At 69.0% G+C, this 16228-nt stretch carries 20 protein-coding genes; 9 read left to right on the forward strand and 11 right to left on the reverse strand.

Annotated features, from left to right (window positions below; translation table 11 throughout):
* Positions 1–72: 72 nt before the first annotated feature.
* The 3 genes from Q9R33_RS14315 to Q9R33_RS14325 are packed head-to-tail and all read left to right on the forward strand — an operon-like array spanning position 73 to position 3309.
* Positions 73–1116 carry an LLM class flavin-dependent oxidoreductase gene (locus tag Q9R33_RS14315; protein WP_311294181.1) on the forward strand — a complete coding sequence of 348 codons (1044 nt, stop codon included), beginning with the start codon at positions 73–75 and terminating at the stop codon, positions 1114–1116.
* A gap of 36 nt (positions 1117–1152) precedes the next feature.
* Entirely contained in the window at positions 1153–2505 is a 1353-nt protein-coding gene (locus Q9R33_RS14320) for an MFS transporter (RefSeq protein WP_311294182.1), read from the forward strand.
* A 42-nt stretch (positions 2506–2547) separates the two neighbouring features.
* Positions 2548–3309 (forward strand): SGNH/GDSL hydrolase family protein, encoded by a 762-nt coding sequence (locus Q9R33_RS14325; protein ID WP_056367240.1) that lies wholly within the window; start codon positions 2548–2550, stop codon positions 3307–3309.
* 22 nt (positions 3310–3331) lie between these two features.
* On the opposite strand, the gene Q9R33_RS14330 is transcribed toward Q9R33_RS14325, so the two are convergent.
* The gene (locus Q9R33_RS14330; protein WP_311294183.1) at positions 3332–3910 is read right to left on the reverse strand and encodes a dihydrofolate reductase family protein; all 579 of its coding nucleotides are present in this window, start codon (positions 3908–3910) and stop codon (positions 3332–3334) included.
* Positions 3911–3999: 89 nt separating this feature from the next.
* Between Q9R33_RS14330 and Q9R33_RS14335 the strand changes: the two genes are divergently transcribed.
* Positions 4000–4389: a metalloregulator ArsR/SmtB family transcription factor gene (locus Q9R33_RS14335; RefSeq protein WP_310246452.1), complete on the forward strand. Its 390-nt coding sequence runs from the start codon at positions 4000–4002 to the stop codon at positions 4387–4389.
* A complete protein-coding gene (locus tag Q9R33_RS14340; RefSeq protein ID WP_056367237.1) occupies positions 4382–4828 on the forward strand; it encodes an SRPBCC domain-containing protein in 447 nt (148 codons plus the stop codon). The genes Q9R33_RS14335 and Q9R33_RS14340 overlap by 8 nt, the downstream gene beginning before the upstream one ends.
* Before the next feature lie 6 nt (positions 4829–4834).
* Here Q9R33_RS14340 and Q9R33_RS14345 read toward each other — a convergent pair whose 3' ends face one another.
* From Q9R33_RS14345 to Q9R33_RS14355, 3 genes are all read right to left on the reverse strand, one after another.
* On the reverse strand, positions 4835–5671 hold the full coding sequence (locus tag Q9R33_RS14345) for a PfkB family carbohydrate kinase (protein ID WP_311294184.1): 837 nt from the start codon (positions 5669–5671) through the stop codon (positions 4835–4837).
* Positions 5671–6591 (reverse strand): pseudouridine-5'-phosphate glycosidase, encoded by a 921-nt coding sequence (locus Q9R33_RS14350; protein WP_311294185.1) that lies wholly within the window; start codon positions 6589–6591, stop codon positions 5671–5673. Before Q9R33_RS14350 ends, Q9R33_RS14345 begins: the two co-directional genes overlap by 1 nt.
* Before the next feature lie 81 nt (positions 6592–6672).
* The gene (locus Q9R33_RS14355) at positions 6673–7962 is read right to left on the reverse strand and encodes an MFS transporter (RefSeq protein ID WP_311294186.1); all 1290 of its coding nucleotides are present in this window, start codon (positions 7960–7962) and stop codon (positions 6673–6675) included.
* A 265-nt stretch (positions 7963–8227) separates the two neighbouring features.
* Here Q9R33_RS14355 and Q9R33_RS14360 point away from each other — a divergent pair, with 265 nt between their 5' ends.
* Positions 8228–8491: a DUF6458 family protein gene (locus Q9R33_RS14360; protein ID WP_056367234.1), complete on the forward strand. Its 264-nt coding sequence runs from the start codon at positions 8228–8230 to the stop codon at positions 8489–8491.
* 42 nt (positions 8492–8533) lie between these two features.
* Here the strand turns inward: Q9R33_RS14360 and Q9R33_RS14365 are convergent, their stop codons facing one another.
* Positions 8534–9232, reverse strand: coding sequence for a GNAT family protein (locus Q9R33_RS14365; protein ID WP_311294187.1), 699 nt, complete (start codon positions 9230–9232; stop codon positions 8534–8536).
* A gap of 84 nt (positions 9233–9316) precedes the next feature.
* Here Q9R33_RS14365 and Q9R33_RS14370 point away from each other — a divergent pair, with 84 nt between their 5' ends.
* Complete coding sequence (locus Q9R33_RS14370) at positions 9317–9883, forward strand: helix-turn-helix domain-containing protein (protein ID WP_311294188.1); 567 nt, start codon at positions 9317–9319, stop codon at positions 9881–9883.
* A 22-nt stretch (positions 9884–9905) separates the two neighbouring features.
* Here Q9R33_RS14370 and Q9R33_RS14375 read toward each other — a convergent pair whose 3' ends face one another.
* The 5 genes from Q9R33_RS14375 to Q9R33_RS14395 all read right to left on the reverse strand — a co-directional run bounded on the left by Q9R33_RS14375 (position 9906) and on the right by Q9R33_RS14395 (position 14202).
* On the reverse strand, positions 9906–10775 hold the full coding sequence (locus tag Q9R33_RS14375) for an AraC family transcriptional regulator (RefSeq protein ID WP_311294189.1): 870 nt from the start codon (positions 10773–10775) through the stop codon (positions 9906–9908).
* A gap of 85 nt (positions 10776–10860) precedes the next feature.
* Positions 10861–12225: a DUF222 domain-containing protein gene (locus Q9R33_RS14380; RefSeq protein ID WP_311294190.1), complete on the reverse strand. Its 1365-nt coding sequence runs from the start codon at positions 12223–12225 to the stop codon at positions 10861–10863.
* Positions 12226–12661: 436 nt separating this feature from the next.
* Positions 12662–13099, reverse strand: coding sequence for a hypothetical protein (locus tag Q9R33_RS14385; protein ID WP_311294191.1), 438 nt, complete (start codon positions 13097–13099; stop codon positions 12662–12664).
* 43 nt (positions 13100–13142) lie between these two features.
* Entirely contained in the window at positions 13143–13652 is a 510-nt protein-coding gene (locus Q9R33_RS14390; RefSeq protein WP_311294192.1) for a hypothetical protein, read from the reverse strand.
* 10 nt (positions 13653–13662) lie between these two features.
* Positions 13663–14202 (reverse strand): LysM domain-containing protein, encoded by a 540-nt coding sequence (locus Q9R33_RS14395; RefSeq protein ID WP_311294193.1) that lies wholly within the window; start codon positions 14200–14202, stop codon positions 13663–13665.
* Positions 14203–14451: 249 nt separating this feature from the next.
* On the opposite strand from Q9R33_RS14395, the gene Q9R33_RS14400 reads away from it, so the two are divergent.
* Positions 14452–14859 (forward strand): hypothetical protein, encoded by a 408-nt coding sequence (locus tag Q9R33_RS14400; RefSeq protein WP_311294194.1) that lies wholly within the window; start codon positions 14452–14454, stop codon positions 14857–14859.
* Between the two features lie 113 nt (positions 14860–14972).
* On the opposite strand, the gene Q9R33_RS14405 is transcribed toward Q9R33_RS14400, so the two are convergent.
* Complete coding sequence (locus Q9R33_RS14405; RefSeq protein ID WP_311294195.1) at positions 14973–15239, reverse strand: hypothetical protein; 267 nt, start codon at positions 15237–15239, stop codon at positions 14973–14975.
* A 474-nt stretch (positions 15240–15713) separates the two neighbouring features.
* Between Q9R33_RS14405 and Q9R33_RS14410 the strand changes: the two genes are divergently transcribed.
* A complete protein-coding gene (locus Q9R33_RS14410; RefSeq protein WP_311294196.1) occupies positions 15714–16172 on the forward strand; it encodes a hypothetical protein in 459 nt (152 codons plus the stop codon).
* Positions 16173–16228: the final 56 nt, after the last annotated feature.

Raw genomic sequence — 16228 nt, forward strand, 5'->3', positions numbered from 1 at the left:
GGGGTCCGGGCGTCTCGGGAATGCCACGGCCGCGCCGCCGGTTCATGCAAGCGCATAAAAGGAGAAGCACACATGACATCTGTCGATCCCGCCACGATCGAGCTCGGACTCGACACCTTCGGCGACGTGACCCGCGACCTCTCCGGCGAGCTGATCAGCGGCGCGCAGACGATCCGCAATGTCGTCGAACAGGCGGTGCTCGCCGATCGCGTCGGGCTGTCGTTCTTCGGGGTGGGGGAGCACCACCGCCGCGAGTTCGCCGTGTCCAGTCCCGAGATCGTGCTCGCGGCCGCGGCGGCGCGCACGGAACGCATCCACCTCGGAACCGCCGTCACCGTGCTCTCGAGCGATGACCCGGTGCGCGTCTTCGAACGGTTCGCGACCCTGGACGCGGTCTCGAACGGCCGCGCCGAGGTGATCCTCGGCCGCGGATCGTTCATCGAGTCGTTCCCGCTGTTCGGCTACGACCTGCGCGACTACGAGACGCTGTTCGACGAGAAGCTCGACCTCTTCTCGCATCTGCTGACCGAGAAGCCCGTCACCTGGGACGGCACGCTGCGGGCATCCCTCGATGCCGCCGACGTGTTCCCCAAGACCGAGAACGGCCTGCGCGCGTGGGTCGGCGTGGGCGGCACCCCGGAGTCGGCGGTGCGCGCCGCCCGCTACGGGTACGGCCTCATGCTCGCGATCATCGGTGGGCCCGCCGGGCGCTTCGCGCCCTTCGCCGAGCTGTACCGCCGGTCCCTCGACACCTTCGACCAGCCGCAGCTGCCGGTCGGGGTGCACTCGCCGGGCCACGTCGCCGAGACGGATCAGCAGGCGTGGGACGAGGCGTACGAGGGCTTCGAGGCGATGAACAACTCCATCGGGCGCGAACGCGGCTGGCCGACGTACAACCGCCTGCGCTTCCAGCACGACGTCGGACCCGAGGGAGCGCTCTACGTGGGCTCGCCCGAGACCGTCGCCCGCAAGATCGCCGACACGGTGCAGACGCTCGGCGCGTCCCGCTTCGACATGAAGTTCTCGACGGGCACGCTGTCGCACGAGAAGATGATGCGCTCGATCGAGCTGTTCGGCACCGAGGTCATGCCTCGCGTGCGCGACATGCTGTCGTGAGCCCCGCCCGGGTTCCGGCATCCGTAGCATGACGCTATGACGGATGCTGCAACCCGCGCGTCGTCGACGCTCTCGGAGCGCCTCGACCGCCTGCCGTTCACCCGCAAGCACCTGCGCGTGCTCACCGGATCGGGCATCGGGTGGGCGCTGGACGCGATGGACGTCGGGCTCATCTCCTTCATCATCGCGGCGCTCGCGGCCCAGTGGAGTCTGACGCCGACCGAGGCGGGCTGGATCGCCTCGGTCGGGTTCGTGGGCATGGCGATCGGTGCGAGCGTCGGCGGCCTCCTCGCGGACCGGTTCGGGCGCCGTCAGGTGTTCGCGCTGACCCTCCTCGTGTACGGGGTCGCGACGGGTGCGAGCGCGCTCGTCGGCGGCCTCGCCGCACTCCTCGTGCTGCGGTTCCTCGTGGGTCTGGGGCTCGGCGCCGAGCTGCCGGTGGCGAGCACGTACGTGAGCGAGTTCGCTCCCGCGCGCATGCGGGGGCGCCTGATCGTGATCCTCGAGGCCTTCTGGGCCGTGGGGTGGACGCTGGCCGCGCTCATCGGCTATTTCGTGATCCCCGCGTCGGAGAACGGCTGGCGCTGGGCGTTCGCGCTGGGCGCGATCCCCGCGGCGTACGCGCTCATCGTGCGCTGGGGCCTGCCCGAGTCGGCGCGCTGGCTCGAACGGCGCGGCCGCTTCAGCCAGGCGGAGTCCGTCGTGCGCTCGTTCGAGGATGCCGCCGGCGCCGCGCCCGTGCCCGCGTCAGGGCGGCCCCTGGTTCCTCCCGCCGCGGCGACCTCGCTGGGCCAGCGACTCGGCACGCTGTGGTCGGCCGAGTTCCGGGTCCGCACGGCCTGCCTGTGGCTGGTGTGGTTCTGCGTCAACTTCTCGTACTACGGCGCGTTCATCTGGATCCCGTCGATCCTCGTGGCGCAGGGGTACGACCTCGTGCGGTCGTTCGGCTTCACCCTGATCATCACGCTCGCACAGCTGCCCGGTTACGCGGTGGCCGCGTGGCTCATCGAGGTGTGGGGGCGCCGCGCGACGCTCTCGGTCTTCCTCGTGGGTTCCGCGGTGTCGGCGATCTTCTTCGGCACCGCCACCGGAGCGGGCGGGGTCATCGCGGCCGGCATGGCCCTGTCGTTCTTCAACCTCGGTGCGTGGGGGGCCCTGTACGCGGTGACCCCCGAGATGTACCCGACGTCGCTGCGCGCGACCGGCTCGGGCTGGGCGGCCGGCGTCGGGCGCATCGCGTCGATCGTGGCCCCGCTGGTCGTGCCCCCGCTGCTCGTCGCGGGCGGTGCCCCCGTGCTGTTCGTCGTGTTCGCGGTCTTCTTCGCGGTGGCCGCCGCGGCGGCGTGGGGGCTCGTGGACCGGCGCGGCGTCGCGCTCGACGACCGCTGACGGTGGCCGGTCCTGCGCTGAGCCGGACGTAGGCTTGAGGCCGTGGCATCCGTTCGATACGTCGCGATCGGCGACTCCTTCACCGAGGGCGTGGGCGACGAGCTCCCCGACGGACACGTGCGCGGCTGGGCCGACCTCGTGGCACAGGGCTGGGCGAACACCACCGGCGAGAGCGTCGAGTACGCCAACCTCGCGATCCGCGGCAAGCTCGTCTGGCCGATCATCGAGCAGCAGCTCGAGCCGGCGCTTGCGCTCAAGCCGACGCACCTGTCGTTCAACGGCGGCGGCAACGACATGCTGCGCCCCCGCACCAGCGTCGCCCACGTCCTCGCCGCCTTCGAGACGGTGCTGCGCCGCTGCGACGAGGAGGGTGTCCAGCTCATCGTGCTCTCGGGGGCGAATCCGACGGCGCAGCTGCCGCTCAAGCGCGTGATCCAGCGACGCGGCGACCTCCTGTCGTACGCCGTCGAGGCGCGTCTGGCCGCGCGCACCGACGTCGTGCAGGCGTACAACTGGTTCGACGAGGAGCTGGCGACGCCGCCGTACTGGTCCGAGGACCGCCTGCACATGAATGCACGCGGACACCACCGCGTCGCCGCGCGCGTGCTGAGCTCACTCGGCGTCGAGCCGGTGCCGGAGTGGTGGTCGCAGCCGCCACTGCCCCCGATGGGCCCCCGTGGCGCCGCCTACTACCGCGAGCACGTCGGCCCGTGGGTGCGGCGGCGTCTGGCCGGCACGTCGTCCGGTGACGGCCGCGAACCGAAGTACGGTCAGTGGACCGAGATCGCCCCGACCGCCCGCTGAGCGACCGCCCGCTGAGCGACCGTCACGGCGCAGCCGGATCGACGCGCGTCACCGCGTAGGTGAGCTCGGCGAAGGCACCTGCCTGCCGCACGGCGGTGAGCTGCAGCCGGTCGGCACCGAGGCTTCGGGGGAGGAGGGGCTTGCCCGACGGCAGCGTCGCGGGCGCGATCGATACGCGGATCTCGTCGAGGAGGCCGGCATCGGCGAACTGGCCCGCGAGGTCGCCGCCGCCGACGATCCACACGTCATGGTCGCCTGCCGAATCGCGGATCTGCGGCCACGCCTCGCGCACGTCGCCCGAGGCGAACCGGATGTCGACGCCCGGAACCACGGGCTGCTCCTGGCTCGTGAACACCCATGTGGGGCGGTCGCCGTAGTACGACGGCCATTTCTCGGGGTGAGCCACCAGGTCCTCGTGCTCGAGCACCCACCGGTACGTCGATGACCCCTGCACCAGCACGCCGATGCCCGCCAGGAACCGCTGGAAGTCCTCATCGCCGCCTTCGCCGCCCGGTGCGGCGAAGAGCCACTCCAGCGAGTCGTGGTCGTCGGCGAGGAAGCCGTTGAGCGTGGTGGCGGTGTAGAAGACGACCCGAGGCATGCGGTCACCGTAGCGCGCATCTCCGACAAAGGCTTGACCTTCTATTCAACCAAGTAGTACTGTACTGATCAGTTGAATAAGGAGGCGAGATGACCGATGCGCTGAGCCGCACCTTCGCGGCACTCGCCGACCCCACTCGGCGTGCGATGCTCGCGCGGCTGAGCCAGGGCGAGGCGACGGTGGGGGAGCTCGCCGAGCCGTTCGACATGACCTTCGCCGCCGTGTCGAAGCACCTCCGCGTCCTCGAGGGAGCGGGGCTCGTCACGCGGGGCCGCAACGCCCAGTACCGGCCGGCCCGGCTCGACGCGCGACCCCTGGCGGCGGCATCCGTCTGGATCGGCGGATATGCGCAGTTCTGGGAAGACAGTCTCGGCGCCCTCGATCAGTACCTCAACGCGCTGCAGCAGCTCGGCGCTGCCCGCACGACACCGACCGGCGGCCCCGCCGCACCCACAGAGAAGGAGAACGACCATGACTGAGTACTTCACCGTCACCCGCACCCTGCAGGCTCCGCGGGAGCTGGTGTTCGAGACGTTGACCAAGCCCGAGCACTTCGCCGTGTGGTTCGGCACCGCAGCCGTGGAGGTGCCGCAGGACAGCCTCACGATGGACGTGCGTCCCGGCGGCGCCTTCCGGGCCGTGATGCTGCTGCCCGACGGCAACCGCATCGACTGGGCGGGGGAGTACAAGGTGGTCGAGCCGCCCTCGCACCTCGCGATGACGCTCACCGACCAGCCCGGCGACGACGCGGGGCTGCCCGTGCTCTTCGACCTGGAAGAGGCCGGCGACGGCACCGTGCTCACCATCCGCCAGGACCGCAGCGACTTCTCCGACGAGCAGGTCGCCGCGACGATCGCCGGTTACAACTCATTCATCGACGACATCGAGCACGTGCTGGAGCGCCTCCAGAGCGCCTGAGCGCCGTCACAGCGCGCCCGGGCGGCGCAGCGCGCTCATCGCGAGCACGCTGCCCGCCCGGGCGCTCTCACGTGGGCCGGCGCCGGCCAGCGCCGCCACGATGTACCCCGCGGCGAAGGCGTCGCCCGCACCCGTCGAGTCGAGCACGTCGTCGACTCTGTCGACGGGCACCGCGGTCGTCTCGCCGCCCTCGGAGACGAGCACGGGCTCCGCGCCGCGTTTGACGACGTACACGCCCGCCGGCACGACCCCGAGCTCGTCCGCTGTGGCCGCTTCGTCCGCGTTCGCGAAGACGACATCGGGCTCGAGCTCCTCCAGCAGGCGACGCAGCAGTTCGCCGCCCAGCGCGCGCATCGTCGCGACACTCGACAGGTCGAGGCTCACGCGGGCGCCCCGCGCTGCCGCGTGGATCGCAGCATCCGTCACCGCCCGCGCCGAGCGGGGCGACGCGAAGCCGTACAGCGGCAGATGCACCCAGTCGGCGTCGGAGATCCACTCCGGATCGATGCGGTCGAGCTCGGCTGCCGCGCCACGGTCGGTGATCATGGTGCGCTCGCCCACGGCGTCGACGAGCACGACGATCGAGCCGGTGCGACCGTGCCGCTGCACCTGGGCGTCGACGCCGGCGGCCTCGAGCTCGCCCACGAGCGCGACGGCGAGCGTGTCGTCGCCGACACGGCCGATGAAGCGGGACGGATGCTGCGCCGCAGCCGCCACTGCGACGTTCGCGGCGCTTCCGCCCCGTGTGAGCCGCACCTCGGCAGGATTGTCGGTGCCGCGCTCGAGCGTCGCACCGCCGAGGACGATGAGGTCGGCGACGAGGTCGCCGATGACGACGAGCATCAGGCGTCGCCGGCGAGCGCCCGCGCGATGCGGGCGCCGAGGTCGACGTTGCCCCGGTACACCGCGACGTTCACCTCGAGGCTCCGTCCTGCCGTCTCACGCTGGAAGAAGTCCAGCAGGAACGGAGTCGTGTCGTGTCCCGTCACGCCCTGCGCGTCAGCGGCGGCGAGCGCCCGCGTCAGCACGTCGTCGTGCAGCGCCGGGTCGAGCTGGCGATCGGCGCCGACGGGGTTCGCGACCAACAGGGTCGACGAGATGCCCAGCGCGTCGCGGGTGCGTGCGATCGCGGCGATCTCGGCGGGGGAGTCCACCGAGTATTCGACGTCGTAGCCCGAGTCGCCGACGTAGAAGCCGGGGTAGTCCGTGGTGCGGTAGCCGACGACGGCGAGGTTCAGCGTCTCGAGCCGCTCGAGAGTGAGCGCGATGTCGAGGATCGACTTGACGCCGGCACTCACCACCACGAGCGGAAGCCCCGCCAGGGTCGGCAGGTCGGCGGACTCGTCGAAGGTCCGCGCGGCTCCGCGGTGCACGCCGCCGAGCCCGCCGGTCGAGAACACCTGCACGCCGGCCCGTGCCGCGAGGTGCGCGGTGGCGGCCACGGTCGTCCCCGCGCTGAGCCCCTTGACCACGGCGACGGGCACGTCCCGCACACTCGCCTTCACGACACCGTCGGCGGTCGAGAGGCGCTCGATCTCGTCGGGCGACAGGCCCACGGTGGGGCGTCCGTCGACGAGGCCGATCGTCGCCGGCACGACGCCGAGCGCCCGGACGCGGGCCTCGGCTTCGAGGGCGACCGTGAGATTGCGCGGGCGCGGCAGCCCGTGCGTGAAGATCGTGGACTCGAGCGCGAGCACGGGATCGCCCGAGGCGACGGCGTCCCGCACCTCCGGCGCGATGACGAGGGGATCGGACACGGGCATCCTTTCGATCCGGGCAGTTCATCCGACCCGGACAGGGACACAGTATCGAGCGGATGCCGCCACCCGGGCGCTCAGCCGCGCTCAGCCGCGCCGGCGGCGCCGCGCGCGGGGCGGATCCATTCCGAGGCGGATGCGCGTGCGCTTGCGCTCGATGACGATGAAGATGCTGCCGAGCGCCCACAGCGGCACCTGCATCAGGAACGCGAGACGGAAGGCATCCAGGTTGTACGTCTCGGGCGTTCCGGCACCCTGCAGGTCGAGCGCGAGGCCGATGAGGAGGATCGCGAGGAGTGCCGCGAGGAATCCGCCCGCGTTCGTCACCCCGGTAGCGGTGCTGAGGCGGTGCGACGGATTGTGCGTGCGGGCGTGGTCGAACGCGATCATCGACGCAGGCCCGCCGGTCGCGAGGGCCACGGCGAGCGCGAGCAGGAGCCACAGCGGCGCCGGTCCCGGATAGGCGATCACGACGAGCCAGGCGACCGCCTGCACGGCGACGGTGGGCAGCACGAGCGCCCGCGAACGCAGGTGCGGGATGCGGCGCGACAGCTCGCCCATGATGGGTCCGAGCGCCATGCCCACCACGACGTACAGCGACATGATCGACGCGGCCTCGGCCGTCGTGCGCCCCTCGCCCGCGGTGAGGAACGGCATGCCCCACAGCAGCACGAACGCGGTTCCCGCGAACGGCGTGGTGAAGTGCGACCAGAAGGCCAGACGTGTCCCCGGATGCGCCCAGGCCGCGCGGATGCCGACCCCGGTGTCCACGGACGACGTCACGACCCGGGTCGCGCCCGTGTCGGTGTCGACCGACACGTCCTCGTCGCGGTCGGGCGGGTGGTTGCGGATGAGCAGGAAGACGAGGATCGCGAACAGCACGCCGAGCCCGGCGATGCTGCCGAAGGTGATGGTCCAGCTGGTGGCGTGCAGGAGCGCTGCGAGTGGGATCAGCGCGACGAGCTGCCCCGCCTGACCCACGATGCCGGTGAGCTGCACCATGATCGGGCCGCGCTGCGCGGGGAACCACGTCGCGATCAGGCGCAGCACGCCCGGGAAGATCGCCGCATCGCCGGCGCCCAGCAGCATGCGCGCGAGGATCGCCACGCCGACGCTGGGGGAGATCGCCATGGTCAGCTGTCCCACCGCCATCAGCAGCATCCCGACCGTCATGATCGGCCGCGCGCCGTACCGGTCGAGAAGGACGCCGATCGGGATCTGCATCCCGCCGTACACCGCGAGCTGCACCACTGCGAACATCGACAGCGTCGCGGCATCCGCGTCGAAGCGCGCTGCGGCATCCACGCCGACGGCGCTCAGCGACGAGCGGTTCGTGATCGCGAGGACGTACGCGGCGACGCCGACGGCCCAGATCACCCAGGCATATGCTCCCGGCCCCGTCGCGCGAGGACGGGACAGACTGTGCACCCTTCCACAGTAGTCACCGCGACGGATGCTGCCGCCCGCGCCCGCCCACTCACCGGGCCGTCCTGCGGGGTGAGCCGAGCTGCGCCTTGCGGCAGCATCCGTCGCCTGTCAACCCCCTCCCTGATACAGGTAGGGATGCGGGAGCGTAGGCGCGGGACTACTCGTCCCGATATAGGGGAGGGCCGCTCGCCGTGCCCCGGAAAGGACACCTCGCATGAGTATCGGAGCAGGCATCGCCCTCTTCGCCATCGGAGCGATCCTCGCGTTCGCGGTGAACGTGGAGGTCGAGTGGGTGAATCTCGACATGATCGGCTACATCCTCATGGGTGCCGGAGCCGTCATCTTCCTGATCGGCATCGTGCTTTTGGCGCGTCGCCGCCGCACGGAGTCCGTCACGCGCACCGCGGTCGACCCCAACGTCAACGAGCAGGTCACACGCCGGAGCACGAGCACGACGGACGACACCGCCGGACTCTGAACGACTTTCCGGCTGCGGGCGCTGCGGTGCCCGCAGCCGGAGTCATGTGCGCAGGTGCTCGGAGGAGGTCTCGATCGACGATCGGAACGCCTCGACCCCTCTCATCTCGATCGGCGTGCCAAGTGCTGCGGCGTGATCGCCGCGGAGAGATTCCCAGCGCTCGCGCGACATGACGAAGCGGTTGTGCAGGACGGGGACGCCTTCGCGAGCGACATGGACGGCGCCGTCGGACTCGTAGCCCACGCGCCGTGACACGGCGTTCGACGGACCGTTGTCGACGAAGGCGCCCGACGTCGCCTCCCGCGCCCCGAGGCCCTCGAACGCGAGATGGAGCGCAAGCATCCGCATGCGGGTGCCGATGCCGCGCCCCTGGTGAGCGTGCCCCAGCCACGATCCTGTCGTCACACGGCGCAGCACCGGCCACTCATTCGCCGTCAGACCCTGAACGCCGGCGGGGATGCCGTCGTGAAGGACCGCGAACTCGAGCACGAACGCGTCGGCGCAGACGCGGCCTCGGATGCCCCACTGGAATGTGAGGACGCTCCGCGCGACGTCCTCCGCCGTGCCGCGCGACCAGGGGTGCTCGAACGGCATCATCTCAGGATCATGGATGCCTCGGCCCGCGAGTTCTGCGAGCTGCACAAGCAATGCGTCGTCGATCCAGCGGAGCTCGAGGTCGCCCGCGCGCACCGACACCGCCGAAGCAGGCCAGAGGCGGGCGAGCGCGTCGGTGTGCGGCATCCCGGAAGTCTGCCAGACGACGCGTTCCGGAGGTAGAGTGACCATGCGCCCACTTTGAATGGGCGCTCGCCCATTAGGAGTCGGATGCCCACCGGTCACGCGCTTCAGGATCCACGCCGCGTCTTGCTGGATGCGGGACGAGAAGTTCTCGCGGCACACGGAGCCGACGCGCTCACCAGCAGGTCGGTGACCGAGGCGTCCGGCGTCGCGAAGGGTGTGTTGCATCGCCACTTCGAGGACTTCGACGCCTACGTCGCAGCCCTCGTGGCAGACGAGGCCGTCCGCATCCAGGCGATCGAGCCGCGTGTGGCGGACTCCGCCGCGGCCGCGACCACGGATGTGATCGAGCAGACCTTCACACCGACGATGCTCGGGCTCGTGAGCCTCGTCATCGGCCGCGACGGTGTGCGGCGGCGTGTCGGCGATGGTTCGCCCGGCATTCCGCTGCTCGGCGATGCGACGACCGCGGTCGCGGACGTCCTGGCCGCGGGACGCGAGGTCGGGTGGATCCGCAAGGACGCCGACGTCCCCGTTCTGGCATTGGCGCTCGCGGGCAGCGCCTACCTCCTGTCGGCGGGAGCGTCGGGCGCCCTCCCGGATCACGACGCCGTGACTGAGGTCGTCGAGTCGATCCTCGCGGCGTCCCTCTGAACCCGCCGGAAGACCGACCCGATCACTCGTCGCGCTCGACCGGCAACCACAGTTCGCACGTCGCCGTGCTGAAGTCAGGGGAGCGGTCGAGCACCGCCACGATGGACGGGCCCGGCCGCAGTCGCCAGGGGTTGGACGGGAACCAGTCGCTCGCCGTCGCGGCCCAGGTCGATTGAAGTGCGGCGGGGTATGGGCCTTCCGTGCGGAAGACCGCCCACGCGCCGGCCGGAACCTCGATCACATCGAGATCATCGGGCGGGGAGACGTCCTCACCGACCGCGACACCGTGGAGGTAGGTCAGCTCGCTGCCCTCGATGTAGTCGGGGTCGATGTCGGCACTCACCTGCAGAAGCCCGGCGGGCTCGGTGCTGCTGAGGTCCTTGAGCCGCGCGTGCTCGGCGACGGGCAGAGCGGCGATGTGGGCCTGGATGTGCGGATTGACCCCCTGGTGGATGAGGGGCACGCGTGCGGCATGACCGATCAGCAGGAAGGCCGGTCGGTCGGCGATGCGGGTGTCCATGGGTGTGTTCCCTTCTACGGTCAGGCGGAACCTGAGCTGCGGTTGCGATCGAAGGGGACCGCCGTCGCGGCGCACATCAGCGGGGCTGGCACCGTGCACCGCACGGAACGCACGACCGAACGCCTCGGTGGAGCCGTAGCCATGGCGCACCGCGATGTCGAGCATCTCGCCGTCGCCGAGCACCTCAGCGGCAGCGACGGTCATCCGCCGGCGACGGATGTACTCCGACAGCGGCATGCCCGCGAGCGATGAGAACATGCGGCGTGCGTGGTACTCGGTGGTGCCGAGGCCGGCGGCGAGCCCGGCGACGTCGACGTCGACCGACAGGTCGGCTTCGACGAGCTCGATCACCCGGTTGAGAATCGCGATCACGGTTCCTCCTTCCACACCAGCCTCGTCGGGCGCGCAGGGACGCGCCCGACTATCGCGGTTCGATTCGATCGTGCCGTACCGGACGTCAGAAGGGCGGGTTCTCCGGCGGTTCTGCGATCAGGTCGAGCAACGCGCGGACGCGCTCTCCCAGGCCGGCGAACGGGTTCGTGGTGTGATGCCCGCTGGGGAACTCGACCTCGATGCTGCCGTCCGCCCGCCTCTGATGTCGCAGCAGCGTGGTGTCTTTCAGCGCGTGGTCGGGGTCGCACAGCGGATCGAGGTTCGCGATGTCGGTTTCGCCGCGATCAGGACCGTGATAGGCGCAGTGGTGATCGATGTCTCCGTCGATCGCGAGGCGGTCGCAGCCGTCGCGTGCGCACGTGCCATGCACCAGAGCCAGCCACTCTCGTTGCGCACGGGTGGCCTTGCGGGCTCGCCGGTCCATGTCGAGGATGACGCCGGTCACCGGGTCGGTGATCACCCTCGTGAATGCGCCGGCGTCGAGCAGCATCTGCCGGGCGGTGGCATCGTCGATCGCTCCGATTCCGGGGATCAGGCAGTCACTGTTCAGATCCAGACCCGCCACCTCGGTGGAGATCGCCGGGAGGCGCACGCTCGCCCTCGCCGCGGGAACGAGCCGGTCGAGAGGAACGGTCACGAGCACCTTCGACTTCACTCGAGTGACGTCGCCGCCGATCAACATGTCAGCGAACAGATCCGCACGGATCTGCCCTGTCGTGCGACCGTCGCGCTGGACCGCAGGCATCTGCTTCGCCGTCAGCGAGAGTTCGCGGTCGAAAGCGTGTGCACGATCTGTTGTGACCATCGCGTATACCCACGACATGCCGTCGGCGACGTCCTCGACGTACACCGTGCGTCGAGCGAAGGCGGCTACGTGCCGCTGCGTGCGGGTGCACGCCGTCAGCCGGTCGGCGACCAGGCGAGCTTGCCGGCGGGTGCCGCTGACAGTGGACGACACGGCAATATCGCGCATCAGCTCATCGAACCCGCCGCTCGCATCGGGGACACTCTCGATGAGCGGCAACTGGGCGAGTACGGCCTTCACGTGCGCGATCGATATCAGCCCATCGCGCGCGGCCTGCCAAACGCGGGGGAGTTGCGCGAGCGCCCGTTGCGCCACGGCCGCCGACGACCGCACTTCGCCCTCCGTGAGCCGCAGCCGCGAAGACGCCTCGAGAGCTGCGCACCGCTCCGCCAGCGTGGCATCGCCGCCGAGCGATGGAAACCTTCCGGCGAGGCGCGGATCGAAGTCCACGTTCACGTACAGCTCAGGATGTGCGCGCGCGAAGTCGAGCACCTCGGCGAGATGCTCGCTCTGCCGCGACGCACGCCGGTTCATCTCGAACTGCGCTGACTCCGCGTCCCCGAACAACTCCCTGAGCACGAACGCATGGCCCACATGTTCAACGGTCGGCGAGAAGGCTTCCATGAGTCGAGTTTAGTACTTATCTTCGATCCTGCATAGATCTGACGTGAAGGTTGATCGAAGATAAGACGTCTGATCGCGCCTCCAGCGATCCTCACGCCGACCGCGCCGCTACGGTGGATCCGCCGCTCGAAAACCTCTCGGCGGGGGAGAAGCTCATATGCCCTCCAGGCCGAACCGCGTGTCGACGCCGTCGAACCGGGCCGCCGGGAGGCTCGGCGCCGCGTCGCGAGCTTCCAGCGTGTGGAGTCGGCGGCCGCCCTTGACAGTTACCGTGTCGTCCGCATCCAGCGCGTGCACACGACACAGCATGCTCAACGCCGACGAAGTTGCGGCCTTCCTTGATAAGCGCGACATGGCCTCGCGCGACGCTTTGAGCTGATGCGCTGACGTCCACGCGAAGCTCGCTGGCCCCGCATTCGACCTGTGCTCACGGGAGCTACAGCTCGATGACGACGTCGGCGTGCCGATTGCCGCCGCACTGTTCGGTGCCGTCGATGCGTACCCAGTCGAGGTCGAGGATGCTCTCCTGGACGATCGCCCCGGCGGCGTCAGAGACGCGGTATCCCATCAGCGCGGGGGAGTCGAGCAGTGTTGCGGTCCACCCAGCGATGCTGTCGCCTTCGAGGCCGAATATCCCGGTTGCGAGAGGTGTCGCCGTGGATCCGACCTCGACTGGTTCCTCGACGGGCCCCGGTGTGCAATCCTCCCCGCTGCAGAGCTCAAGGCTCAGCCCGGCTGTGGGTGCTGACAGCTGGATCGATGCGGCGCTGCTGTAGCCGATCGCGGGGCACGCGAACGGGATCGGAAACGATGTGCAGCCAGTGAGCGCGAGAATCAGTGCGGCCGCGACGATCGAAGAGGCGAGGCGTCGCATGGAGCCCAGTCTCGGGCCGATCGGGCCTCGCGCGAGGAGATCGTTATGAGCCTGCGACTTCGCCTGCGCTCACGCCCGTCCGTTCGGACACGCGCTCGCGCCGGCTACGGAGACGGAAGGCCACCCAGCGCGCGAACGCGGTGCACCCGCCGCAGACCGCGGCGAAGAACAGCGCGAGAAGCTGGATCGGCTCGGCGAGCGGCGCTCCAGCCGCTGCAGCCAACGAGACCACGCCGCCCGCAACGAAGCCGAGCAGGCCGAACGCGACCACGTGAACCCAGCGACGGCGAACGCCGCGCAGCGCCCACCCGAGCAGCCACGCGAACGGCGCGCCAAGCCAGGTGAGGGCCAATGCGATGACGGCGTAGGCGACGACCGTGGCGCCGAGGAGGGGTAATGCCCCGGTGTCACGGAACGTGTCCGGGTACCTGATGCAGCCGTATGCCAGGGAGAGAACCATGAACGTCACCCAGACCGTCAGCGTGTGGAGCGTGACGTCACGGAATGTGAATGGCGTCGCGTCTGGGGAGGTGGCGGGAGGTGCCATCGTCATCTAGTCCGTGCTACGGGCGCAGGACGAGAACGTCGCCTGGTTGGATCACCTTCGAGCCGAAGCGGTCGTTGTACGCGCCGACCGTGACGTAGTCGACGCAGAATCGCTCGCCGATGGCGATCAGCGAGTCACCGGGCGCGACAGTGTACGTCTCGATCAGGCCGTCAGCGGTGTACCCGACCTCGCCGGACGCGTACTCAGTCACGCCCATATCAATCAGCTCACCCGTCAGTCTCGCGCTGGGGTCGTGCGCGCCGTAGGGGTGGATCGCTGCGTTCGTTGCACAGTCCCCGGGACCCTCCGCCGAGAACCAGGTCCCGTTGCCCGCAGAGATCAGGGGTTCCTTCTCAGAGGCAACGACATCCTCCTCCGCGGCAACGACATCGTCAGCTTGCGCCGCAGATGCGGGCTCGGCTTCACCACCCGGGCTGAACAGTGCCAACTCTGACAACGCGCCCGTGGCTGTCGCGACGGCTGGTGCGGCGACAGCGACGAGTCCGGCGATGACGAGCACGGAGATCCCAGCAGCAATCTTCGCGGCGCGGTCCATGCGGACGACGTTAGTGGACTGCGTGTTCCATAACCAGGACGCCGGAACCTGCGGGAGTAGCCACCGACGAGCGGGCTCGTTCGACGCCAAACAAAGGAGGTCGAGGGGAGAGGTCAATTCGCATCAGACGCGAAGATGTCGTCTGTGCTGGGGAACCGCGTTACCCGTTTCCTCACCAACGTTCGGCGGCTGGGCCGCAGCTTGCGCGTTCATTGATGCCTCAATGGCTGAGGGATAGGCTCAGGTCGCATGTCAGACACCACCGCTGCGGTCGCCCGGCATAGCACCCGTGCGCTCGTTACGCAGTCAGTTCTGGGTCTCGTTGTTGGCGCCTTGATTTACCTCGTCGTCGCGTTCGCATCAGTCGCCGCGGTCGCAGCCAGCCATGCGCTCCCATTAGTCCTGATCGCAATCGTCGCTGGTGCCGGGGTCTTCTTGGGATGGCGCTGGCCGGCGCTTGCGATCACGGCGGGAGGCTTTATTCTCCTCGTCTCGCTCTTGATAGCCGCCTTCTCCATCTCCACACCGGTGCCGCTCTTCACATTTGATGTGTTCGCTGCTGTTGTCTATGGAGCTGCGAGCGGATATGTCGTCATCGTCGGAGTCGTCCTGATATGCAGCTCGATGGTGAGACGCCTACCGCTTACTGGCAGATGAGGTTCAGCGCGTGAGCCGGCTGGGACTGCGATAGATCGTGAGCCCACCCCGAGCCGAGGGGAAACGAGGAACTTCCGCTCGCTGAGGGACCGACGAACGCGCGGTCCGAAAGGTTATGCGGAGAGTTGCGCGATGCCCACGACGGCGCCAGCGATCATGAGCGCACCGATAGCGATGAAGGCGATCCCGACAGCGCCAACCCAGAACGGTGAGGAAAGCCTCGCGATCGCTCCGCTCGAACCGCGATTCATTGCCCGGAGATTGCGGACGGTGGATCGGAAGAGGGTACGTCGATTGATGACGATCGGGATACCGGCTACGACCGCCAGCACTCCGATGATCAGATTCGGCAGGATCGTCCCCGGATCAATTGCTGGCACTCGAATATTGTGATGGCTCGGCGGCTCGCGCGCGGCCAGCGACGGGCCACGAGCAGGCGGACTGGTTCGGACGAGGACTCGCGTTCGGGCTCGCCGTGTCTACGTTAGGCGCTTGCCACCGCGGCTATCACGAAGACGACACCGACGGCTGACAAAACGATGCCCCCTACCCGGCATAGCCAGAGGTAGTAGCTCCGCGGTGCTGCCAGCAACCGCGAGTGTCGGGTAACGCTCTCGTTTCGCGTCCACATGATGTCGGCCATCCAAGACGCCTTCAGCGTGAAGATCGTGCCAACCACCGCTATCGCGACGCCGAACGCGATCCACAGCGCGGGTGACGTCAGCACATGTCGACGATATCTAGTCTGACGGCACGACGGACGGCCCTCAGTCGTACATCGCTCATCGCCACGCTCGATTGAGCAGCACGAGCCTCGAACAGTCATTTCGACGCCCGCTCGACATAATCGATCCGTGGAGCAGACCAGCAGCGGACGTGGGTCGGAGGTCGCCGCGTTCACCCGGCTCATCGACTTGGTCCGCCAACTGACGACGGACACGGCGACGGTTGACCGGACCGATGCAGACATCCACGGCATCCAGTTCGCGGATGTCCAGCCGCGCAACCCTCATGCAGTCACCGTCAGTCTCATCGCGGAGCAATGGCTGATCATTCAACTCGGCGACCCCGGCGGGCGCTGGGAACTCGACTACGACGACCAATCACTCGCTCTCGCGGAGTCGCTCGTACGAGCAGCCATCGCGGGGCGGGTGGTTCAACGGTCGGCGTGCGGCAGGTCCACAGTCGAAGTGACCTTAGCCGATGGTGTGGTCATGCAGGAGACGGGGTACCGCGGTTGCCTGCCCCTCCTGCTGCCGCTGCCTGGCTGGCGGACCTGGGGAAAGGGAACTCATTACGAGGCGTACACCTGACTGAAAGGTCGGATCTTCTCGTCGGCACGTGAAAGGACCGGCTTGGGTGCGCATCC

Origin of the sequence: Microbacterium sp. PRC9 (assembly GCF_031844125.1) — a bacterium.
Lineage (GTDB): Bacteria > Actinomycetota > Actinomycetes > Actinomycetales > Microbacteriaceae > Microbacterium.